General features: G+C 43.5%; 19 protein-coding genes and 1 pseudogene. 9 read left to right on the forward strand and 11 right to left on the reverse strand.

The annotated features are described in order from the left end of the window. Positions 1–303: integrase core domain-containing protein (locus tag C4S60_RS00005; protein ID WP_146060826.1), on the forward strand; the 303-nt coding region annotated here is incomplete at its 5' end. Between the two features lie 768 nt (positions 304–1,071). On the opposite strand, the pseudogene C4S60_RS00010 reads toward C4S60_RS00005, so the two are convergent. The 3 genes and pseudogenes from C4S60_RS00010 to C4S60_RS00020 form a co-directional block, all read right to left on the reverse strand. Further along, a pseudogene (locus C4S60_RS00010) lies at positions 1,072–1,584 on the reverse strand (helix-turn-helix domain-containing protein); the annotation flags it as partial. A 318-nt stretch (positions 1,585–1,902) separates the two neighbouring features. Beyond that, the gene (gene yciH / locus C4S60_RS00015; RefSeq protein ID WP_103878275.1) at positions 1,903–2,214 is read right to left on the reverse strand and encodes a stress response translation initiation inhibitor YciH; all 312 of its coding nucleotides are present in this window, start codon (positions 2,212–2,214) and stop codon (positions 1,903–1,905) included. 1 nt (position 2,215) lies between these two features. Next, entirely contained in the window at positions 2,216–2,584 is a 369-nt protein-coding gene (locus tag C4S60_RS00020) for a DUF3319 domain-containing protein (RefSeq protein ID WP_103878276.1), read from the reverse strand. 94 nt (positions 2,585–2,678) lie between these two features. Here C4S60_RS00020 and C4S60_RS00025 point away from each other — a divergent pair, with 94 nt between their 5' ends. After that, complete coding sequence (locus tag C4S60_RS00025) at positions 2,679–3,635, forward strand: tyrosine-type recombinase/integrase (protein WP_103878277.1); 957 nt, start codon at positions 2,679–2,681, stop codon at positions 3,633–3,635. On the opposite strand, the gene C4S60_RS00030 is transcribed toward C4S60_RS00025, so the two are convergent. Beyond that, positions 3,632–4,627 carry a D-alanine--D-alanine ligase gene (locus C4S60_RS00030; protein ID WP_103878278.1) on the reverse strand — a complete coding sequence of 332 codons (996 nt, stop codon included), beginning with the start codon at positions 4,625–4,627 and terminating at the stop codon, positions 3,632–3,634. The two genes, C4S60_RS00025 and C4S60_RS00030, sit on opposite strands and share 4 nt — an antisense overlap. Before the next feature lie 181 nt (positions 4,628–4,808). Continuing rightward, positions 4,809–5,387, reverse strand: a complete 579-nt coding sequence (locus C4S60_RS00035; protein ID WP_103878604.1) for an SPOR domain-containing protein — start codon at positions 5,385–5,387, stop codon at positions 4,809–4,811. A 243-nt stretch (positions 5,388–5,630) separates the two neighbouring features. On the opposite strand from C4S60_RS00035, the gene C4S60_RS00040 reads away from it, so the two are divergent. After that, positions 5,631–8,318, forward strand: a complete 2,688-nt coding sequence (locus C4S60_RS00040; RefSeq protein WP_103878279.1) for a bifunctional acetate--CoA ligase family protein/GNAT family N-acetyltransferase — start codon at positions 5,631–5,633, stop codon at positions 8,316–8,318. Positions 8,319–8,336: 18 nt separating this feature from the next. Here C4S60_RS00040 and C4S60_RS00045 read toward each other — a convergent pair whose 3' ends face one another. Beyond that, positions 8,337–9,224: a LysR family transcriptional regulator gene (locus tag C4S60_RS00045; protein WP_103878280.1), complete on the reverse strand. Its 888-nt coding sequence runs from the start codon at positions 9,222–9,224 to the stop codon at positions 8,337–8,339. Between the two features lie 201 nt (positions 9,225–9,425). Between C4S60_RS00045 and C4S60_RS00050 the strand changes: the two genes are divergently transcribed. Further along, on the forward strand, positions 9,426–11,603 hold the full coding sequence (locus C4S60_RS00050; protein ID WP_103878281.1) for a TonB-dependent hemoglobin/transferrin/lactoferrin family receptor: 2,178 nt from the start codon (positions 9,426–9,428) through the stop codon (positions 11,601–11,603). A gap of 197 nt (positions 11,604–11,800) precedes the next feature. Here the strand turns inward: C4S60_RS00050 and C4S60_RS00055 are convergent, their stop codons facing one another. After that, positions 11,801–12,172, reverse strand: coding sequence for an NADH:ubiquinone oxidoreductase (locus C4S60_RS00055; protein WP_103878282.1), 372 nt, complete (start codon positions 12,170–12,172; stop codon positions 11,801–11,803). Positions 12,173–12,673: 501 nt separating this feature from the next. On the opposite strand from C4S60_RS00055, the gene C4S60_RS00060 reads away from it, so the two are divergent. From C4S60_RS00060 to C4S60_RS00070, 3 genes are all read left to right on the forward strand, one after another. Beyond that, a complete protein-coding gene (locus tag C4S60_RS00060; protein WP_103878283.1) occupies positions 12,674–13,906 on the forward strand; it encodes an L-lactate MFS transporter in 1,233 nt (410 codons plus the stop codon). A gap of 160 nt (positions 13,907–14,066) precedes the next feature. Beyond that, the gene (locus C4S60_RS00065; RefSeq protein ID WP_103878284.1) at positions 14,067–16,421 is read left to right on the forward strand and encodes a fatty acid cis/trans isomerase; all 2,355 of its coding nucleotides are present in this window, start codon (positions 14,067–14,069) and stop codon (positions 16,419–16,421) included. Between the two features lie 30 nt (positions 16,422–16,451). Continuing rightward, positions 16,452–16,637 (forward strand): hypothetical protein, encoded by a 186-nt coding sequence (locus C4S60_RS00070; protein WP_103878285.1) that lies wholly within the window; start codon positions 16,452–16,454, stop codon positions 16,635–16,637. A 64-nt stretch (positions 16,638–16,701) separates the two neighbouring features. Here C4S60_RS00070 and C4S60_RS00075 read toward each other — a convergent pair whose 3' ends face one another. From C4S60_RS00075 to torS, 3 genes are all read right to left on the reverse strand, one after another. Then, entirely contained in the window at positions 16,702–17,241 is a 540-nt protein-coding gene (locus C4S60_RS00075) for an RES family NAD+ phosphorylase (RefSeq protein ID WP_103878286.1), read from the reverse strand. Continuing rightward, positions 17,238–17,591 carry a hypothetical protein gene (locus tag C4S60_RS00080; protein WP_103878287.1) on the reverse strand — a complete coding sequence of 118 codons (354 nt, stop codon included), beginning with the start codon at positions 17,589–17,591 and terminating at the stop codon, positions 17,238–17,240. Before C4S60_RS00080 ends, C4S60_RS00075 begins: the two co-directional genes overlap by 4 nt. A 75-nt stretch (positions 17,592–17,666) precedes the next feature. Beyond that, on the reverse strand, positions 17,667–20,588 hold the full coding sequence (torS, locus tag C4S60_RS00085; protein WP_103878288.1) for a TMAO reductase system sensor histidine kinase/response regulator TorS: 2,922 nt from the start codon (positions 20,586–20,588) through the stop codon (positions 17,667–17,669). Positions 20,589–20,680: 92 nt separating this feature from the next. Between torS and torT the strand changes: the two genes are divergently transcribed. Beyond that, positions 20,681–21,691, forward strand: a complete 1,011-nt coding sequence (torT, locus tag C4S60_RS00090; protein WP_103878289.1) for a TMAO reductase system periplasmic protein TorT — start codon at positions 20,681–20,683, stop codon at positions 21,689–21,691. Positions 21,692–21,833: 142 nt separating this feature from the next. Further along, the gene (locus C4S60_RS00095) at positions 21,834–22,289 is read left to right on the forward strand and encodes a methylglyoxal synthase (protein WP_103878290.1); all 456 of its coding nucleotides are present in this window, start codon (positions 21,834–21,836) and stop codon (positions 22,287–22,289) included. A 67-nt stretch (positions 22,290–22,356) separates the two neighbouring features. Here C4S60_RS00095 and C4S60_RS00100 read toward each other — a convergent pair whose 3' ends face one another. After that, a complete protein-coding gene (locus C4S60_RS00100) occupies positions 22,357–23,586 on the reverse strand; it encodes an ABC transporter substrate-binding protein (protein ID WP_103878291.1) in 1,230 nt (409 codons plus the stop codon). Between the last annotated feature and the right edge of the window lie 22 nt (positions 23,587–23,608).

Here is a 23,608-nt window from a genome sequence, read left to right on the forward strand (position 1 = left end):
AAGCGTAGCGATGAGCTGATCCACCACTCAGACAGAGGTCTCCAATATTGTTCAGGAGAATACCAAGCACTACACAATAAACATGGGGTAAGCTGCTCCATGACTGATGGTTATGACTGCTATCAAAATGCTCTAGCAGAACGGGTCAATGGGATCTTAAAAATGGAGTACTTACTGAACAAGCCGAGTAACTTGAGTGAAGCTCGGAAAATGGTTGCAGAATCAGTGAGACTCTATAATGAAAAGAGACCACACACGGCTCTAAAATACAAAACGCCCGATGAAGTACATCGAGCGTTTTAATCTAAAAAGTGTCAACCCATATCAGGACGGGTCACCATACAGTATCCATTTGCATTTCGAATAGGTCGAAAGTTACTGCCTCAAAACAATGCAATTTCGCGCCTCCAGTTCCCATTTTTTATCTTTATGCGGTATAAAACAATGGCTTATCGCGATATAAAACACTAATCACCAAAGCGCCCGTTACTTTGCTTGTAATTAAATTACAGAACCAAAGTGATAGTCTTTTGAACGTAGTGATTTATACTGTACGTGTATCAATAACTATGGAGAGAGTAAGTGGTCACAGCCAGAATTGAGTGAGAGTGGTTTTTACGCTGGCATATAGCAAGCTAAAGGGAACTATCTATCAAGAATTCGATCATAATTAAAGAACTTCACATCCAGAGTGAGGCATCATATTTGATGTTACGGCGTCACTTGATGGGTTAGGGCGCCCTTTAACGCACTATAACTAAATTCACTTTTGATAACACACACTGTTTAGTAATTGTGATAAGTAATAGTAATTCTCATACCTAAATACCGACCTGGTGAGTTATGGCACGCGTGTGACGCGGTAACTAAAGAGTGATTCAGATTCTAATTGAAGCGGAATAAGACATGTTTTTGCTAAAGTCCATAAAAATAAAGAAAAGAATGATCAAGTGCGTGCCGGCATTTGCAGGACACAGCCTGCGCTTTAGGTTACGCCGTAACCCAAATGAGCTTCCGTAGGTTTCAATAAAACGATTTTGAAGGGTTTCAGAGATTGGTGTCGTTTTGAGGGTTCATTAAGCGGCCAGCAGCATCATCGATGAAAGCCAATAGGCAGCATTTGTCGCTGCGTCCTTCGAACCAGTCATGGTGCGAGCCATCAATTTGAATGAGTTCGCCAAGGCAATCTCTGCGATAGCGAGGTTGATAGACTTTTGGCTTGCGCTTAGAGTGTGGAGTCCATAGACCGTCAGCGATCATCCATTGACGGAGCGTTTCTTTAGAAACCGTTAGGTTGTGATACTCAGAGAGTTTTTCTAGCGCAAACGTTGGTGAAAAGTCGAAGTATTGCTCACGCACGATCCTTAATACTTCAGCTCGAAATCGATCATCATAACGGTGGTTGCTTGGGCGGCCTCGAGCTGCATGTGCCAAGCTTTGAGCACCATAAGTTGCCAGTTGATTTAGTAAGCGTCTGACATGTCGAGTAGAGATATTCAAAATATCAGCAGCGTCGATTTGTCGTAAGCGTTTTTCTCGCACATCCGTCAGGACTTTGAATCGATTAATCTCGTGATCACTCATAGCAATTAACATCAGTTTAGGTCCTCATAAGCTAACTACGATTTAAGCTTAGGAGGACATTTTAAAGTTGCTCAAACCGGACATTACTATATTGCTTCCACAACCATAGTGCGTATTATCTATCTTATGTTAAATGCAGTGTAACGCTAGGTAAAATCTATGCCTTTTTCCTCTCCTGACCCTCATAACAGCGTCCCATTTAACGATAACTGTTATTTACCATAAAATAGCTAATAACTACATGCTTTAATCTTAGGATTAAACCTCGTTGTTATTAGTACTAAAAAGCCAGCATTAATGCTGGCTTTTGCTCCGGTATTATCCACCGGAAAGCTTAACGGTATAACCTTTCTTTTCCAAAACTGTTTTGATCTTCTCGCGTGCATCGCCTTGAATCTCGATATCACCGTCCTTGACTGATCCCCCGCATCCGCATACTTTCTTTAGTTCTGCCGCCAGGAGTTTCAATGCCGCATCTTCCAGGTCCAGGCCGGTAATGATTGATACACCTTTGCCTTTACGACCTTTAGTTTGCTTCTGAATCCGAACGATTCCATCGCCTTTTGGGCGAACCGGTTTCTGTTTTTCTTCTTTGATTCGTCCGGTTTCTGTTGAATATACTAGAGTCATATTACTTCTTTGTTTGTTCTGCTTTCTGCTTCGCGATTAGATAAGCCTCAATGTGCCGTTGTATGGCAAGCTTACCGCCTTTGATAAGTTTACCATTAAACATGCAATACCATGCGTTATTTTCCCCGGTATCATTTTTTAAGGTAAAACCGTGAAAATTTTCCTGTGTGACTTTGGAGGCTTTCGCTTCTGCCGATTGTGCTAATTGGGATGGCTCGATAATCGAGGCCGTATCACACCACCAATCGATGCTCTTCTTTACAGCAGACAACGAACCTTGTAGTTCTCTGTTTTTTATAGCCACTTTCCATAATTGGTTGTTAGAACCAATAGATTTAAGGGTAAAACCTCGATAACTCGCTAGAGCCATATAGACCTTTCTCTTATGTATGTGATTGTCTTAGCTTGCGTTTGTCATGGTATCAGCTATTCTGTATCAATCAATTAAGTTATAGTGCGTTAGTATGAAAAAAGATGTTCCGAAAGTCACAAATCATAAACAAATAAGTAGATTTAGCGCCTTATTAAAGAATTCTATAAACGCTGCAGAGTTTGATGAAATGACGTCCGGGTATTACTCGAAGAGCTCTAATTTAGCTATGTCGAAGGATTGGCGGATATTTAATGACTTTTGCGTAACAAAGAATCGTAAATCTCTACCAGCATCTGTCGCGACTGTGAAGGAATTCATCTCTCACGAACGTGCTAATCGCAAATACTCCTCCCTAAAACGTTACACTGTGACGATATCTCTTGTTCACTACCTGTTTGATTTCAAAGATCCAGTAAAGAACCGCGAAATAGGACTCCTTTTACAAGATATTCAAGTAAGCACAATGGATAAGGTTAAACAAACCGTTCCACTCTCTGAACATCATCTTGAACAGTTGAACGCCAAGCTACAATCTAGTCAGGATATCAAAGATATACGTGATCTTGCTATCTATCATGTGATGTTCGAATGTGCACTAAAACGAAACGAGTTAAAACGATTGGAGATAAACAGTGTTCGTATTGATGACGATATTTGTATTTTGTCCATAGACGAAAGCCATTATCGGTTAAGTGAAACAGCAAAAAACGCGCTTTGTCGTTGGTTAGCAATTACGCCCTACTCTGTTCTGTTTTCAGCTATCGATCGCCACGGCAACATAAGCGCCAATGTGTTAAATGATTCTTCCGTTTATCGTGTGCTAAGGAGAGCAAGCGATTTACTCGCGTTACCAGCGCAGTTAAGTTTCTCTTCGCAATCAGGCCGTGTTGGAGCGGTACAAAAATTGAGTAACGAAGGGTATAGAATAAAAGAAATTCAGGATTTCGGCCGATGGGCAAGTCCGGCAATGCCACTTCAATACAGTGGCAATCGACAATCGGCCGAAAAGGAAAAGTCAAAATTTAAAGACGACAATAAATATGATTAGCGAAAGGATGACTCGATGCAATCGGACAAAAAGTCCGAGAATGCCACTCCGGAATGTTCAACCATCTTAGGAAACATAGAAATAGGTGTCATTCCTGGGAATGTATTAACCTCATTTAGATAAATGATATTATCCTCCGTTAGGAAAAAGTCGATGCGAGACAGGTGCTTCAATTTCATTTGCTTAAACACCTTTTCAGCACAATCATGGATAATTTTGCGTTGCTCATCAGTCAGATCATCCGCTTCTACTTTAGTGGTCGAATGACTGTCCGCACTGTACTTCTCGTCATAACTGTAAAAACTGTCGTTAGGTGCAATTATCTCACCTGGTTTGGTGATCCGTAATTCACCCCGATACTCATATGCAGCTACTTCGAGTTCTCTAGGCTTTACTGACTGCTCTACGACGACTTGATCAGAGTAACCAAACGCCGCATCAATCGCTTGTTCTAGCTGTTCCTTTTCGGTGACACTGTAACACCCCACTGATGAACCTTGTTTTGCTGCCTTCACAAACACTTTGCCCCACTTATCATAAGCTTCTTGTGCCAATAACCTGCTCTGTGGGCTATTCTCTGTTAGAAACAAATATGGAGTGTTTGGGATTCCTAAGGTGTCATACCAAAGCTTTGATGTGATTTTATTAAAGCTATTACTGCTCGCTTCTGGTCCACATCCCAGATAGGGAATGCCAGCCATTTCAAACAAAGACTGGATATCACCAGTTTCGCCTGGGAAACCGTGAATACAAGGAACGACATAGTCAACTTTGACATCACAATGCTCATTGACGAGTGCTTTTTTATTTAAATCCAAAACAACAAGGTGGCCGTCGTTGCACCTCCATCCTTCCTGAGTGATTTCTACTCGGGTTACATCAAACTTTGGGTTCAGGTTTAGCTGACTCTCAAGGAAGTTAGCTGAAACGATAGAAACTTCATGCTCTGCTGAACCACCACCGCATAGAAGAAGGATATTGAGTTTTGACATCTTAAGCTTGTCCTTAAATTGCTTTAGATAAATGATAAACGATCGGGCATCAAGATTCAGTCCAAAATCTGTTAATTCTGTAGATGCTTCTACTGTATGTATAGATTACATACAAAAACGCGCTCAACGGCAGTTCTACTGCCAAGTTTGAGCGCGCTGTAATGCTTGTCCAATAACCGATTTAGTTAATTTTACTTAACGTTGGGTAGTCAGACTTTTTAATCTTATCGATGCTGCGTACAAAGGGTTTAAGATCCTGAAACTCTTTTGGTAATGTCGCTATTGCCGACTTTGCTTTTTGTTTAGTTGCGAAATCACCATACAAGACTGAGTACCATTTAGTTCCATTGACTACTTTGTAGTTTTGCCAAATAGGTTGACCACTCTTAGGGAGCTTATCAGAGAATGTCGAGACTTTGTCCTGACTTCCTACCGCTACAACCTGGATGGTGTAGCCAAAACGATAGTTCTGCTGCTCTTGCTTTTGGGACGGAGGGACAATTTTAACGACCTTATCCTCTGCAGGTATCGCTGTTGTTTTCTTGGGCTCAACCGTCTTTTTAATTTCTGTTTGCGTTTGTGGCTGAGGTGCCTTCTTTACTTCTTCTGCTGTCACAGTGGCAACAGCAACTGGGGCAGCGGTAGTTTGAGCGGGTTTATAGTCTTCTCGGTAACTTTCTGATTTCACCTCAGTAGTGTATTCACTAGAAGAACACGCCGCTAACAACGCAGTCAAACTTAAGATAACCACTTTTTTCATTTTATTACTGCCTGAGTTATAAATTTTGTAAATCATGTCGACAGAATTTATTCGAATCTACGATTCACGACACCTGTCCTAACTTCCTGTGACATGTTACACAATAATTGAGCTACAGCAATATGTTATCTGCAAAATTCAGAGCTTGCTATGTCTAACTGATGACATCCTGGGCTACTATAAGAGAGTTCGATCGCAGTTCCAAAATATCATGAATACGTTCCGCCCCTCCAGGAGTAGACCATGTCTTTAGATTTATTGTTCAAGCCCACTTCTATCGCTGTCATTGGTGCCTCTATCAAGCCAGATCGGGCTGGAAGTGTCGTGATAAGAAATCTGCTTTTAGGTGGTTATCAGGGAACCATTTTACCGGTGCATCCAAAGTATAAGTCAGTCAATGGTATACTTTGTTACCGCGCTGTTGCTGAGCTTCCACTGGTTCCTGATGTGGCAATTCTTTGTACCAAAGGAATAAGAAACGTCGATTTATTTAATGAGCTAGCAGTCGCCGGCGTTAAGTATGTCATTGTAATGGCTTCAGATATGTCGGTTCTTTACGATGATGACTGTACAATCGAGGACAAATGTCTTCAAATCGCGCATCAGTCAGGGATAAGGGTTATCGGCCCGAACAGTCTTGGTATCTTACTTCCGTGGCAGAAATTTAACGCTTCGTTTTCACCTGTGGATTGCCACCCCGGTAAACTTGCGTTTATATCGCAATCCTCGGCTGTGTGCACCACCATTCTCGACTGGGCCAAAGATAAAAATATTGGATTTTCCGCCTTTTTATCCATTGGTAACGGGCTAGATATTGATTTTGATGACATTCTCGACCATTTATCCCGAGACAGTAAGACCGAAGCTATTCTGTTGTATGTTGACTCCATAAGGGACGCTCGTAGATTCATGTCAGCTGCACGGGCAGCATCACGGAACCGCCGTATTCTGGTATTGAAAGCTGGTCGAAGCTCGGGTGTGCTAGGTTCGTCTCGTAATTATTCCAGTCCTTCGTTTGACATAGTCTATGATTCAGCAATTCAAAGGGCCGGTATGCTTCGAGTTAAGAATACACACGAGCTCTTTGCAGCGGTAGAAACGCTAACGCATTCCGTTCCGCTTAGAGGAGAAAGACTTGCAGTTATCACAAATGGTATGGGTCCTGCCCGTATGGCGCTGGATACACTCACGGATATTGGTGGTAGTGTCGCTCAACTATCACCCGAGACAATTGGTCAACTGACCGAGATATTGCCTGAGGCATGGTCTCATAGTAATCCTATTGACCTGATCGGTGACGCGACACCTAAACGATATTGTGACGCACTTAATGTCGTATTGGATAGTGACGATATTGACGCAGTCCTCATTATGCACAGCCCCTCCGCTACCGCGAAACCTGAACAGACTGCTCTCGAGGTTATTGAAACAATTAACCGGCACCCTAAGGCGAAACGATTTAACATACTAACCAACTGGTCCGGTGAAGCAACGGCCAAAAATGCCCGGTTATTATTTACCGAACACGGCATCCCCACATATCGGACACCCGAAAGCGCGGTCACAGCGTTCATGCACTTGGTCGAGTACCGGCGCAACCAGTGGCAATTGATGGAAACACCAACCACTACAGACTCTTATTCAACGGAACAACTTTCTAAAGCACATGACTGGCTTACCTCACATGTGATATCTGCCCCTGAAGACCAGCCATACACTCAACTCGAATCACATGTCTGTGAACAACTGTTTGAATTGTTTAACCTTCCAACCTTACCAACGTGGCTCGCACATGATCCAACAGAAGCTATCCATTTAGCCGATAAGATTGGATACCCTGTTGCAGTAAAACTTCGCTCTCCGGATATTGCCCATAAGTCGGATATTCACGGTGTAATGCTTAATTTGAGAGATGCCAACGAAGTGAGCAATGCTGCTCAGTCTATTCTCGATCGAACAACACTCTCCTATCCTGAGGCAAGAATTGAAGGCCTTACCATACAGCAAATGGCTAAGGTAGCCGGTGGTCAGGAAATAAGGGTAAAAGTCATGTGTGATGGCACATTTGGCCCAGCAATTTTCATCGGTCAGGGTGGCTCAGAATGGAATATCGACAAGGAAGCGGTCACTGCCCTTCCACCGCTTAATATGGCTCTCGCCCGTTACCTCATTATTAATGCCATCAATAAAGGTACGCTAAGATTTCAGCAATCTCCCAACCCTGTCAATTTGGGTAAACTCGCACAGTTTCTTGTCAAGATCTCGCAGATCGTCATAGCGTGCCCTGAGATAGAAGAGCTGGATATTCATCCCTTATTGTTGAATGGAGACGATATCACTATCCTCGACGCTTCGGTTTCAATTCGGGGTTATACTGGTGAGCCTCAGGCTCGGCTAGCTATTCGACCCTACCCAACAGAACTGGAAGAAACGCTTACACTCCATGACGGGTCTATGATCTCACTCCGTCCGATAAGGCCTGAAGATGAGCCCTACCATGCTGACTTTATTAAAAACGTCACCAAAGAAGACCTTTATAAGCGCTTCTTTTCCGATGTGGGCGAGTTCAACCATGAGGCTTTAGCAAACCTGACTCAGATTGATTATGACCGGGAAATGGCGTTCGTAGCAGTCGACCTTGGTTATTCGACACCTCATATCATCGGCGTTTCAAGAGTACTCGTTACGCCGGATAACACGGATGCTGAGTTCGCGATCCTGATCCGCTCAGACCTGAAAGGCAAAGGGCTCGGTAAGATCCTGATGAATAAAATCATCGCATACTGCAGAGACAAAAAAACACATCAAATATCGGGAATGACGATGCCGACTAACCGGGGAATGCTGACCCTGGCACAAAAGTTGGGATTTGAACTTGATGTCCAGTTTGAAGATGGCGTTGCCGATATGGTGTTGCGCTTAGACCATTAAGCGCACTTGGCTATCGAATCACTTCAAATCCCATGTTTGAGCAAGGTGGCGAATGCACCATGATTTTGCTTCGCCAATATTGCTTCGCTTCCATGCCATAACGATATCGATACTCATTTGTTCTGAGTCTTTTATCTGCATAAGCTTGCCCTGCTTTATCAATCGATCTGCTACCTGACTGGGCAGTGTACCAATTCCCAAACCACATACCAGTGCATCAATTTTGGCTTCCAGGTTAGATACTGTAAGACGCGGTTGCTTTTCCAAAATATTCACAGTTAACGCCGGCTGCTCCCTGGCTGTGTCTGCTATAGCAATAACACGGTAAGCTTCTCTGGCTGCAACATCAAATTTACCACTCCGTTTGTGTACATAGTGATCTGCCGATGCGACCCAAGTCATTGTCATTTGTCCCAGGACCTGGGTTTTTACACCCTGTGGGACTACCTCCGGGCGGGAACATACGAGTAGAGCACAACGATCTTCATTAAGCGACTCCCAACAACCCGCCAATACTTCCTCTTGAAGCTTGATACGCGTCTTGCTCACTTGTCCAAGTTTATCTACTAGGTCGAAGAAGTTTTCCGCAGGTACAATACTGTCGTATGCAATAGTGAGGTCTAACTCCCAACCGTTTGCTATGACCCTTGCCTCATTTACCATTGCTTCTGTTGCCTGCAGGATGACTCGGCCACGCTCTAAAATCAATTTACCGGCGTCTGTTAATGACGCCTTATGACCTGAACGGTCAAAAATCATAATGTCCAGATCTTGCTCTAGCTTTTGTATCTGATAACTGAGCGATGAAGTAGCTCTGTCCAGTTCAACAGCGGCAGCGGCGAAGGAACCTCGTCTGCTAATTGCGTCGAGGATATGAAGTGCTTCCAAAGTAATAGAGTTGTGCAATTGGATACCCGTTAGTTACTTTCAATGTAATGAAACATAGGATTTTTCTATGCAAAAACGATAGTAGTGTCTCTTAATGGCTATTTATTGGCCACTCACACACAAATCCCATAGTTTATTTATGATAATGATAGTAATTATCATTTGTATTCTATATTATCCATCCCAACCTTTTGTTTGACAACAATTACGGATGGTTATATGTCAAAGTTACCTTTTAAAAAACAGCTGCTTGCTTCTGCTGTTCTCTCTATATTAGTCTCTAGTGCCCACGCAGAGCAACAATCTAACCTATTAAATGAGGTTGTTGTAACAGCCACACGAACCGAACAAGATGCACAAGACGTGTCTTCGTCCGTGAGTAAAGTGACTAGCGAAAACATTGAGTCAACAATGGCGGGAGATGTAAAACAAGCTGTCAAGTACATGCCGGGGGTTCGCGCTGAAGGCAGTGGTCGATTCGGTATGTCAGGATTTAACATCAGGGGAATGGACGGTTCTCGAGTAAAAATACTGGTTGATGGTGTACAACAACCCCACGCTTATAATCCCGGCGCGTCAGAGCAACGTAAATATCCGAACGCAATAGAAATAGATACACTGGCGGAAATCGAAGTCAATAAAGGGCCCTCCTCGTCCTTATACGGCTCCGATGCATTAGGGGGAGTTGTCTTGATGCGTACCAAGAATCCCGATGATGTTCTAATAACGGATGGTGACGAGGACCGTTTTGGAATAAAGACGGGTTACTCTTCTGCTGATGAAAACTTTAAGACAACCGCTACTTGGGCACGCCGTCACGGTAAACTCGAAACCTTGCTCATGCTCACCTATGCCAATGGTTCAGAGACCAAAACTCACGGAAGCGCTGCAGACGTTGATGGTGTGTACCGTGGCGCTGCAAATCCCGCTAACAAAAAGCTTGGTAATGTGCTGGCTAAAGCGTTCTACCAGATAAACGACGATCATCGAGTGGGCACCACTATCGAGTACTATGATTATTCCTACGATGAAAAGACACGCTCACTTGAAGGCTATTCCATGGGTAGCATGCTCACTTATAACGACAGGTATTCTAACGACAACAATAAGAGGCTACGTTTAGGTTTTGAGCATGAATGGAATATCAACGCAGTTCTTGCTGACGATTTGATGTGGTCTGTTAACTATCAGGACAGCAACACGCTGAACGAAAACTACGATACGGTTTCTTCCCACATCCCTTCACTAAACTACGGTAGAAGGATGCGGGAGCGAAAAGCGTCGGACCAAACTATTCAACTGGACTTGCAGGCAAATAAGCTGATTGACTCATCCAACGCCTACCATATGCTTACTTATGGCCTGGCGTATATGGACAACAAGTTCAAAACAGAGAATACAGATTATAAATACGATCTCGGCACCGTGGCTCCAGGACACACTGATATCCCGGACGCAACCACTCAAAAGTTTGGAGTTTTCGTTCAGGATCAGATGTTTTTGTTGGACGAACAGTTAGTTCTTAACGCGGGAATTCGTTACGACTACTTTAACACCGAGCCAAAAACCAATGATGGCTATGACAAACAACAACCGAGCAGCCAGAATGATGCTTTTACTGGTAAACTCGGTGCCGTTTATCACCTCAATGATCAATACAGTGTTTTTGGGCAAATCAGTCAGGGCTTCAAAGCCCCCACGGTACAACAGCTGTACTACTTTTATGACCAAGGGGCTATTTTCGAACCGGATCCTAACCTGAAAGCGGAACGCAGTATCTCATATGAAACCGGCTTAAGAAGCCAAACTGATGCAGCAAAATACGAAATCGTTGGATTTTTCAACCAATATAGGGACTTCATCACGACACAGAAAGTGGGCACTTCCGAAGGGAAAGATGTCTATAGCCCAACGAACCTTGATCAAGTTGAAATAAAAGGATTAGAGTTTTCTTCTACAGCGTTGCTTGATCGCTTGCTCTACGGGCCTACAGGCCTATACGCTAAATTCTCTATTGCATATACCGAAGGTAAAGACCTTAAAACAGGCAAGGAGTTAGATACAATTTCGCCATTGACCTCTGTACTTGCTCTTGGCTATGACGATGTGATCAACAACTGGGGAGGCATTACCAGCCTAACTATGGTAGGACGTAAAACAGAGTGGCAGGAAGAAGACAATATCGATGCGCCAGGGTATGCGGTCATGGACATTACCGCTTACTACAAACCATTAGAAGATCTGACGCTACGAGCTGGGCTCTTCAATGCATTTGATACTAAGTACTGGCTATACGAAGATTTACGAAATAAAACGAGTTCTTCAACTCATAAGAACAACGATCTCTACACTCAACCCGGTCGAAACTGGGGTGTTAACTTAGAGTACATGTTTTAGTAATAGATATATTCAAGTGACCTCAAGATGCAGGACTCAGAGCTTCATCAAGGTGTTCAATTCAAGGAAAATAGTTGAAGGAATAGCTATTGACGCAGGAATGGGCATCTTGATGAGCTCCCAAAGGGCGAGTTTACTTGAGTATAAAACGAAGGGGAAGGTATGATACCCTCCCCTTCGTTTAACAAATCTTTCACTTAAGCGACTGACGTCTTCATTACTTTGGGTACTGGCGTAATACTGTCCCTGTAGCTAAACCATAAATAGCTAACAGCAATAATGTAAAACAGATATGAAAGCGCAAACACAATAGGTGAAGTAATCAAATCGTTCGAAATACCCAATGCAACACCAACGACAGTCACGGTCAACTTCGCAAGTGTACCAAGCAGAAGCAGTCCCATCGCAAACTGGGGAAATCGCGTGCTCGCAAAAGCAATCAAATAGCATGCACCAACCGCTAACGATGCAATTGTAAGACCGAGCAAGTAAGAGTGAATGTGATCTGCTGCCGCATAACCAGCTCCGACAGAGACACCAAGCAACATTAGAATTTTCGTAATGAACATAAGTTACCTCGACAAATAGGAAAAATAGTCTTTGAAATGTCCATTTTTCATTTATGCAAACTCATTTTACCTATATTGTGTAGTTAAAAAAAACCAATTACAAGCACGTTTTTTGCGCACTAATAGTACGATATTTCGCCTCGCCAGTTTCGTTACATTTATGCAACAGTAACAATCTCATTCCACTTTTAGTAACAGTATGTTACGTATTTTACCAACCAGAAACGAAATATAGTTAACAATGATGTTACATATTTATTTTTTTATTCTTTGTTCTATTTTGTGATCTAAGAATGCCAAGTAATAAAATGCACAAATTATTAATTCATTGTTAACTAAATATTTACACGAGCCAATTTATTTGGATTAATTCAAAAAAATCGATTCCAATCACAGTTTTATTGGTTATAATCCGCGCTCATTTGCGACATCTGTTGATAAACGCAAACTAAATTTGAATTTTTAACCCTCGAACAAAGTTCGTAATATCAGAGAACCATAATGAGCAAGATTGATAAAGCAATGCGAATCCTAATCGCCGGATTCTGTATCAACCTTTGTCTTGGCATCCTGTATGCTTGGAGTGTATTCAACAAAGCCCTAGTTAGTGATTGGGGCTGGAGCGCTGCTGACGCATCTTCTCCTTATGCGATTGCGACTATCACCTTCTCTATCTGTCTTCTGGTAGCAGGCGTACTTCAAGACCGAATGGGTCCACGTAACATCCTTATTCTAGGTGCAACCTTGACGGGACTTGGCATGATTGCCTCAAGCTTTGCCCAATCGGTACTAATGCTGAACATTACGTTTGGTGTTGTTACGGGTGCCGGTATTGGTTTTGGTTATGCGTGTCTATCCCCTTCTGCGATGAAATGGTTCCATCCGTCCAAAAAAGGCATGGTTAATGGTTTGATTGCCGCAGGCTTTGGCTTAGCCGCCGTCTATCTGGCTCCGCTGACGTCGACCTTGATTGGTCAAATGGGTATCAGCTCTGCATTTATGATTCTTGGTATTGGTGTTCTTATTATCGCTGTTCCCCTAGCCGCGACAATTAACAATCCACCACAGGGTTACAAACCGCAAGAACCAAAAGTAAAAGCAGGTCAAGCACCAGTACAAGTAAAAACGGCAACGGATATCACTTGGAAAGCGATGTTAAAGACGCCGCAATTCTATTCATTGTGGATCATGTACGCGTTTGCAGCTGCCGCAGGTCTGATGATCATTGGTAACATTACCAATATTGCCAGCGTGCAAGCTGACTTACCAAATGCAGTCTACCTGGCGTCACTACTAGCAATCTTCAACTCTGGTGGTCGAATTGCTGCTGGTATCTTGTCTGACAAGATTGGCGGTATCCGTACTCTGATGCTGGCGTTTATTCTACAGGGCATCAACATGGTTATGTTCTCTACCTTTACCAGTGAATTTACGCTGATCATCGGTACTGCTATCGCGGCTGTAGGCTACGGAACACTTTTGGCTGTTTTCCCATCTTTGACTGCTGAGTACTATGGTCTTAAGAACTACGGAACAAACTATGGTGTACTATACACATCTTGGGGTATTGGTGGCGCTATTGGTGCTGCGATCGTCGGTTACTCAATGACTCAAGGTGGTGGTTACAATCTTGCCTATACGATCTCTGCAGTCATGATGGGTGTGTGCGTCGTATTGTCACTGATAACCAAGCCTATTACCGAAGAAAAAGCGGTTCAATTAAAAGCGGCATAACCTTTAAACTTCGATTTATTCATAAGAAAGCCTGACTGAAAAGTCAGGCTTTTTTTTGCATTTTCTGAACTATCGTTGGAAATATATTGATTTATCTATAAAAATTAGCACTATGCTCACTCAGATTTGATACGCCTAGGCTTGGCATAGAGAACTCACTATGAAATTAAAGACAACATCCCTCTACTTGCTGATTCTGCTGTTTTCAGGATGTGCAACTTACGCAGGATTAAATTATGACCAGCTTTTCGGACAGCCCGAGGTCAGGGAACGTAACGTCGCATTATCTACACCAGAAGCCGACTTCTTTTTAAACGACGTTAAGCCCATCATAGATAACCGCTGTGTGGTGTGCCATGCGTGTTATGACGCCCCCTGCCAACTCAAACTTTCATCTGTTGACGGTATAGACAGAGGAGCAACTAAAGCCCTTGTCTATGAAGGTACCAGACTTACCGCAGCGCAACCTACTCGTTTGTTTGAAGATGCACAAACAACACAACAATGGCGCCAACTAGGCTTCACGCCTGTATTAAACGAACGTGAGCAATCTCTGGCGGCCAACCTTGATGCTGGACTGGTGTCTAGAATGATCACTCAAAAAGTACGACACCCTCTTCCAGAAACTAACCAATTGGAAGGGTTTGACTTTTCAATCGCCAGAGAGCAAGTGTGCCCGACAATCGAAGAATACGATGCCTATGAAGCAGACTATCCGTACTGGGGAATGCCTTTTGGTATGCCAAATTTAGACGAGTCTGAGTACGATACACTTATCGCCTGGTTAGGCAATGGTGCAAAAATGAATGCTCCCGTTCCATTGACGGTTGAAGAGCAGCAAATGGTGGATAAGTACGAGGTATTATTCAACCATAGTGCGCGAAAAAATCAGCTTACAGCGCGTTATATCTATGAGCACCTGTATTTAGCCAACCTGTATTTCTCTGAAATTGAATCTCAACGTCGCTTTTTCACTATTATTCGCTCAACAACCCCACCTGGGGAGCCTATTCGCAGAATCGTCACTCGACGTCCGTACGACGCCCCCGGTGTTGACCGTGTTTACTATCGTCTGATTCCAGTACAAAGTACTATTGTCGACAAAACTCACATGCCGTTTGCCCTGAACGATCAAAAGTTGGCACAATGGTACCAGTGGTTTATTGAACCCGATTATACCGTTGAGACACTACCGAGTTACAACATTCATGTTGCAGCAAATCCAATGACGGCTTTTAAAGACCTCCCAGTTAAAGCTCGATTTAACTTCTTGTTAGACAATGCACAAAATACAATAATGGCTTACATTAAAGGGCCGGTATGTCGTGGTCAATTGGCGCTTAATGTTATCAACGATCGTTTCTGGATCTTCTTTTTAGATCCAGAAAGATCTGAGTTACCTGAAGTCAATCAGTTTTATCAAGAACAAGCTGACAACCTCAAACTGCCGAGTGAACTAGAAAGCAATACGCTCCCTATTGCAAACTGGGTCAAATATTCTAATCAACAAACTCGTTATCTTGCCGCTAAATCCGAGTTCATGAACAAATGGTTCGCCGGTGGTAAACACCTGACGACAGATGTACTTTGGACTGGAAACGGCGAAAACCCAAATGCCGCGCTGACCATTTTCCGTCATTTTGATAGTGCCTCCGTGGTTCAGGGCCTTGTCGGTACACCACCGAAAACAGCCTGGATTTTAGATTACGCGTTGCTAGAACGAATCCATTATCTACTGGTCGCTGGCTTTGATGTTTACGGAAACTTCGGTCATCAACTGATCACTCGTATGTTTATGGATTTTTTACGAATGGAAGGTGAGAGTAACTTCCTGGCTCTGCTTCCAAACACGGTACGACACCAGGAGTTTAGTAGTTGGTATCAAGAACAAAGCCCTCAATTTAGTGCCTTTCTTCAGCGCAATATTAGTCCGTTTAGCCAGCCAACGCAGGTACTTTATTTGACAGAGGACTACAAAGAAGAGTTGTTCGACAAGTTGAAACATCTACTTGAGCCAGTACTTTATGATCGCTATAAAATAGTCAATACCGGACTCTCTGAAGAAAATGAAGCGCTGCTTCGTACAATAGACTTAATCAAAGGAGAAGGTTTAGCGCCCATTCCCCAGATAGTCATGTTAATGATAGAGACAGATAACGATTCCAACCAGTTGTTTACGTTACTTCATAACAACGCCCACAAAAACATCTCAAGTCTGTTCGCCGAAGAGAAAAACCGTGACTTCAAAAATGATGACCTGACGTTGGTGCGTGGGGTGATTGGTAGTTACCCTGCTGCGTATCTAAAACTTAAAGAGTCAGATATCAAAAATTTCGTTGTTTCTTTGGAAAACCTAAAAACTGAAGACGACTACATAAAACTACTCGACAATTATGCAGTTAGAAGAACCTCTAAAGAGTTCTGGTCATTTAGCGACCAAGTACACGAGTTCTACAAGCGAACTCAACCTATCGAATTTGGTCTTTTGGACTATAATCGATTTGAGAACAGATGAGTGCTCTTAAGAGCCCTTAGGAGGTGCAAGATGAGCATCAAAGATAGCATCGAAGCCATCGAGCAACAAATTTACGTTGCCTGTTCAGAAGGGGACTACGAAACCGTAAACATGTTGGAACATCAACTGGAACGCTTGAGAGGACTCTCCAATAAGGGACTGGAAGAAGACCCATACGCGCTTGAACACCGCACCTATTACGAAGACGAGTGGTAACTTGACTCGTGATAAACTACCCAAAGAAAGGGCTCAATTGAGCCCTTTTTCATTTCACAGCATTTTAAACACTCAATCGATCACCATAAACAGAACGCAACCTGCCATCAGGATCATGCAATTTAAGTTGTGATTTGTGCCAGTGAAAAAGAATTAAATTATACTCGCCCGTCATTTGGTAACTGGGAACCAAAATCCCCTTGATATCTTTACGTTTTTCTATCAAACGATACAGTTGCCAACCAGGCGGAATTTTCTTGTTTAGTAATTCGATACGCCACGGCGTCTGGAATTGCTGATAACAAAGCCTGAGATCGAGTATGCCATCTAAGTCTGCTTGATATGAGCAGAGCAGCATCGGGTCTAATAGTTTAGAGGATGCCCCCCCAGCGACCTCAGCAATACTAGTTTCTGGTTTCAGGCTCAAATACAGTGCATCACATCCTTTGGGATTAAATCTGCCTCCTACCCGCCTCGCTCCTTCCATACTCAAAGGAGACCAAGCCCATACCGGGTTATGCATTCGAAAACAGACGCCTGTAAATGAGATGAGAGGCTGGGAAAGTAGATGGTGAAAAGAGGGATGGTCGAGCACTTGCTTCACTCAAATGCTCCCATTTCCTTCGCCGTAATATAGTCGTTGATCGCTTCCACACCATCTGATTTATATTGTTTAATGATCTCCGAGGGTGTCAGGCGGCCAAACGAAGTAATAGGTTCACCAATAAACCAGGACCACGCAGCCTGCTCATTTGAAAACCAAGGTTGTACGCGACGCAAAATGGCATGCACTTCCAATAGCCGTGTCTGAATACGTGCCTGTTTTAATCGGTCGATTCTCTTCAGGGATTGCGCCGGCAGATCGACGAACAAAGCGATATGATCTACCGTCGTGTAAAATGTATTGGCCCACAGTTTGGGGTCTTCAATGCCTTCTCTTTGTAACGTCAACATAACCACTCCGACATTAAAACGACGCGTTTACATGTCGATTTTAGGTCATAAAACACGGGAAGTCACGAAAATACATCACACTGTGTATCTATCCAGTATTTGTTGCAATTCTTCAATCGAAGCCGTACGGGCGACGACTAACGGCTCTAACATGGACAGATAACTGCCGATATGGTCGTTAGATATTTCGATGTTTAAGCAAATCTCATATAACTGACGAAGACCTAACGCCCCAGCTGAACCTTTTAGTTTGTGAGCCAGCGATTTTATATCGCTACTACTGTCCATCTGCGCTGCCTGTTCGAGCTCTTTAAGCACCTCAGCGCTGGAAACCTCAAATGCGTTGACGATCGACTTTACTCTCTTTAAACCAAGTACCTGGATATCCGCCTCTAACACACTTTCGTCAATGATATTAGCTTCAAAAGCTTCTTGTTCTTCATATGGTTGGAGTGAATTGTCAGTAACATGCTCTGGGATCTCAACACCCTTTAATTGTGACTGAATTGTTTCCCTCAACGCCTCGCGATCAATAGGCTTAGGCAAATAACCATCGAAGCCAGCTTCGAGGTAGCTCTCTACTTCTTCATTAAACACATGAGCCGAGACTGCAATCATGGGAACCGTTTTGGTGTGATGATTAGACGACTCGATCGCTCTCAATTGATGCATAAGCTCCACACCATTACAGTCGGGCAAATTAATGTCTACCAGAACGATGTCAAATTGGTTGTTACTGAATACTGCCTTAGCGTCGGCACCAGTTTCAGCGCACATTACATGATGACCCATATTGACCAGAAAACCTTCCGCCACCATCAAGTTGACTGCGTTGTCTTCTACAAGCAGTACTCTGCCATTCACCGCTAGATTTGTGCCTAACGGCTCAATGATTTCCTGAGCCTCTAATTCACATTGCTCCAACGGTATAACAAACCAAAAGCGACTCCCTTCTCCCAAATAGGAATCTACGTATATCTCACCATTCATCGCCCTGACTAATTTCTGACTGATCGCTAAACCTAAACCTGTACCGCCAGTAGCGGAATGACCACTCTCTGCTTGTGTGAAAGCGTCAAACAACGTGAGTTGATCCTCGGGACTAATACCTATTCCCGTATCAGAGACTTCAATCATAATACATGTTTCATCATCCGGGTCTAAGCACACATATATGTCGACTTCTCCTGAGGTTGTAAACTTGATTGCGTTACCCACTAAGTTATTGAGCACCTGACTTAAACGGGTCACATCACCGCAATAAACACCGGAAACATCACTTTCAATATGAAACTTGAAATCAATTTGCTTCTCCAACGCTTTGCCATGCATTAGTTGATAGCAGTCCTGTATCATTCGATAGAGATCAAACGGTTTGTTTCTGATTTCCAGACGACCCGCTTCAATCTTTGAATAATCAAGAACATCATTGAGTATTGCGAGCAAATTTTGACCGCTTCGGTTTATTACCTCTAAGTACCGCTTCTGCTTGCTATTGAGAACCGTTTCTTCCATCAGTGCTGCTGTACCCAACACTCCATTCATTGGCGTACGTATCTCATGACTCATGGTAGCCAAGAAAGCGGATTTGGCGCGATTTGCCTGCTCCGCAGCGTTTCTCGCCTTAGCATGATTGAGCACCTCCTGATTCAGTCTCTCATTGCTCTTTTGTAGCTGTAATGTACGGTCTGCCACAATCTCTTCGAGATGTTCTTTATGCTCTTGTAACTCGCGTCTGGCATTAGCTTCAGCCTCTGCAACAACTTTTAAAGCCTGAGCGGTGTTGCGAGCAGTAATGATTGCTTGCCCCATGTGCGCCAGTTCATCGTGCCCTTTTACTGTGACATCCACCTTAAGCTGCCCTTTAGCAATAGAAAGTAGAGCTGACGAATACTCAGCCAAGCGCTTAACTACCGAAACGTACACCACGCGCCAGACAATAATGACGGCAACAACAAATCCCGCGATAGAGAGAAGTGTCAACGTCCATTGGGCATAATTAAGGGTAGAAGAAAGATCTGCTACAGCTTTGGTTGTAGCAGCATTCGACTGATCTACAAGCTTTGACACAGTAGAGTTTAATGATGAAAACAATTCTAATGTTTCTTGCATCAAAGATTGGGAACGCTGCCTTTCATTATGTTTTTGCTTTAATAGTGCAAAAATCTTTTTTCCTTCATTTAACTGGTTCAGTAGTGCGCTCATTTGCTCTGAGCGTGCAGGGTCCTCGACACCTCGAACTCTTCGCGTCATTATGCTGATGTTCTGTTGGTAATCTTTTTGTAATTGTTCGATACGTCCTAAGTCAGAGACTGTTCTGGACTCTTCAATTTGATTAAGAGTTCGGAATGCGAGTAAGTGGAGTTCGTGAAGTCGCTCAGATAAATCAAGATCAACTTCGACTAGAGTATCAAGCGCATCAAGTGCAGCGGATTTGTTGTCCTGTGCTAGCAGGCCGTAAATATGGGTTACGTTGGCGACAGCTATTGTACTGGTGTTTAGCACCTGAGTCCGCGTTAGCTGTTCGAGTTCGTCAGCTTTAATACGAAGTTGCTCAGCCACTTGTGTGATCGACTGTTCTAAAGTAATGGATTGCTCAACAGAAACGCCCAATTCAACAAGACTGTCGATGATCGACTGCACATCAGCTTCCAGTTCACTCAGTAATTGAGAATCAAATGAATCTGAACCAAGCGTTTTTATATGACTCAGTAACGATTCCAAACGAGCAAATAAGGTCTTGCCCGCTTCTTGATGTTGTTGCTTGGTTTTGGCGTTTGAAAGGGTTTGAACCGACGCAATGATACGCGCACTCAGTTCTGAAACCTCTCTCGCTTCGATCATTGACGGAATTGCGCTGTCCACCACATTTCGCTCAGTTTTGGCGACAAACGAAAACCCAGAAACTCCAATAACCGTTGATAACAAAACCAACAACGCCATGACCAGAAAGGAAAATAGCAATTTACGCCCAATACTGGCTTTAGAGAGTATCATTCAGCACTCCAACAGAATCCACTTCTTTACTCTTTGATAGTACGCTATATTTTGCAGTGTTGACGTTATAGATGCTACTAAACGATAAGGCTATGCTTAAAAAAACCATACTCAGTTCAATATTTGTATCTGCTTTATTCACCTTAAGCAGCGCCTCCGTTGCGTCAACCGTTCAAGAGCGGCCCACTGAAAAGCTCTGTGCCATTTATCCCCACCTCAAGGATTCTTACTGGCTTTCCGTTAATTATGGCATGGTCACAGAAGCAGAAAATCAAGGTGTCAATTTAAAGGTATTAGAGTCCGGTGGTTATCCAAATCTTGAAAAACAACGATCACAGCTGATTGCCTGTCGAGAATGGGGCGCAGATGCCATCATTCTGGGCACTGTATCACCAACGGCATTTACCCATGACTTAACGCAGTACACAAAAGATACGCCCGTTTTCGCCACCGTAAATCATCTTGTGGTGGATCCACTTCAGTCAATTCAAGTAAAAGGTGTAGTTGGCGTTGACTGGTACTGGATGGGCTACAAAGTTGGCCATTATCTCGCCAAGAAGCACCCAAAAGGCACTGGCGCTGTATCCGTTGCTTTTTTGCCCGGACCGCAGTCTAGCGGAGGGACCAAACCGGTCATTCTCGGTTTTGTAGAAGCAATTAAAAACAGTGACATCAATATAGTAGAAACGCTGTGGGCAGATAATGACAAGGAGTTACAGCGTAACCTTATACAGGCCGTGATTGAGAATCACACTGACTTAGAATACATCGTTGGCAGTGCAGTTGCGATTGAAGCTGCGATAAGTGAACTTAGAGGCAGTGGCAAGGCACAAGAAATCGACTTACTATCTGTCTATCTCAGTCACGGTGTCTATCGTGGGTTACTCCGTGACAAAGTAAAATTTGCCCCAACGGACAAAATGGTCGAGCAAGGACAACTTTCAGTTTTACAGGCGACTCGGTATTTACGTAATTTGCCCTATAGCGAAGATCTTGCCCCCACCATTGACGAGCTAACCCCACAACATATACCTGAATCGGCAGTCAAGGCGTCTCTCTCGCCAACTGGTTTCCGGCCGATTTTTTCAGTTGAAGGAAATTGATTATCACAGTTATCAATGAACATATTTGCGCAACAAGATTTCAAACATTAACATCGAACCAATGGCACTGACTTATAATTCCATTTGCTATATCACTATGTGGCAGTTGGAATTAGAAGATAGACATTAGGAATAGAAATACATGCAGAAAACCATTCGTACCATGCCGGCTCATAAACACATTGCTTTAGTTGCGCACGATCACTACAAGCCTGAGTTGTTGCGTTGGGTACAAGAAAACAAGGAAAAGTTACAAGGTCACTTTCTTTATGCTACGGGCACTACAGGGAATATGCTTAGCAAAGAAACCGGACTGGCTATCAAAAGCATGATCAGTGGCCCTATGGGTGGTGACCAGCAAATAGGCGCCCTGATTTCGGAAGGGAAACTCGACATGCTTATCTTCTTTTGGGACCCACTAAACGCTGTGCCCCATGATCCAGATGTAAAAGCATTGCTGCGTATTGCTAGTGTTTGGAACATTCCAGTGGCCACAAACCGCGCCACCGCCAACTTTTTGTTTGAGTCTAATCTGCTTTCGCAAGAAGTGGAGATTGAAATTCCAGATTATCAAGCTTACCTGGCCGAACGTACCTAATCACCAGTAAAACCATTAAATCGTATAAGCCCCTGAAGGAATTCAGGGGCTTTTTTGTGGCAAAGCGCTATTCTTTAAACGTGCGTTTTCTCACTTTCTCTAACTTTTCCAGTATCTTGTCAAGACGGTCTGGGTGGACCATAAACTCCTGAAACCCTTTCATTCCCTCTTTTGCCATAGCTGGGTCGGTATCACGATCATAAAACTGGGCGGTACCTGAAGCACTGGCCAACATAGCCACACCTTTATCTAAGAACGGGTCTGATTTAGCTTTTGCTTTGTTATTGGTCGGGATCTGTAACAGCATTTCGTTGATTAGCTGTTGATTTTCAGCTCGGGCAACAAATTCAAGGAATTTTCTCGCATCATCTTTATTTGTTGCCTTTGATGGAATATGGAGGGTATCCATTGGTGCATCTTCCGCCATACCTACCCCTTCATTAATTGCAGGAAATTGGAAAAAGCCCATCTTGCCGTCTAATTCTGCTGGGAAGTTCGGTGTGATGAAGTTACCCATCAAATACATCGCGGCTTGACCATTGTACAAGAAGGGTTGAGCCTCTTGCCAAGAATACGAAGCATGATTTTCAAGGAAGTAGCCAGGCTCTACAAGCTCAGCCCATTTCGCAAACGTATTTTTTACTCGTTGATCCGTGTACGGCACTTTGCCGTCCATAAGCTCAATATGGAAATCTAATCCGTTGGTTCTAAGGTTCAAATAGTCAAACCAGCCTGCAGCAGTCCAAAGATACTTAGTACCAATGGTAAATGGTGTCACATTGTTTTGTTTCAATGTGGCTGCAGCGGCCTTTAACTCATCCCAGGTGGTTGGTTCTGCGATTCCAAATTTATCAAAGAGATCCTTACGATAATAAACACCCCACTGATAATAAGTGTAAGGGACACCGTATTGCTTGCCATTTACTGTCATAGCAGGTGCTGCTGCAGAGAAATCTTGATTCATATCGTTTTGCTGCCATAAATCACTGACGTCTTCAAACAGTCCCCGATCGACGAATGTTTTCATGCGGTTCCCAGCATACCAGAACACAACATCTGGTGGTGATGTTACCAGCCAGTTACGAATGGTCGTCTTATAAGACTCATGATCGTAAAGATTGTATTTAACCTCAATATCCGGGTTCTCTTTCTCAAATCGGCTGACAATCTCTGCCCAGGCTTCTTTTGGAGCGGGATCGGATGCGTCCGAGTTAATGACCAGAGTTCCGGCGACGGATGGGAGCGATAATGAAGCCGCCAGTATCGCTGAAGTCGCGATATGTTTCACAGTGTTCATAGTAAGGTCCTTATTGTTAGGT

This window comes from Vibrio hangzhouensis (assembly GCF_900107935.1).
Classification (GTDB): domain Bacteria; phylum Pseudomonadota; class Gammaproteobacteria; order Enterobacterales; family Vibrionaceae; genus Vibrio; species Vibrio hangzhouensis.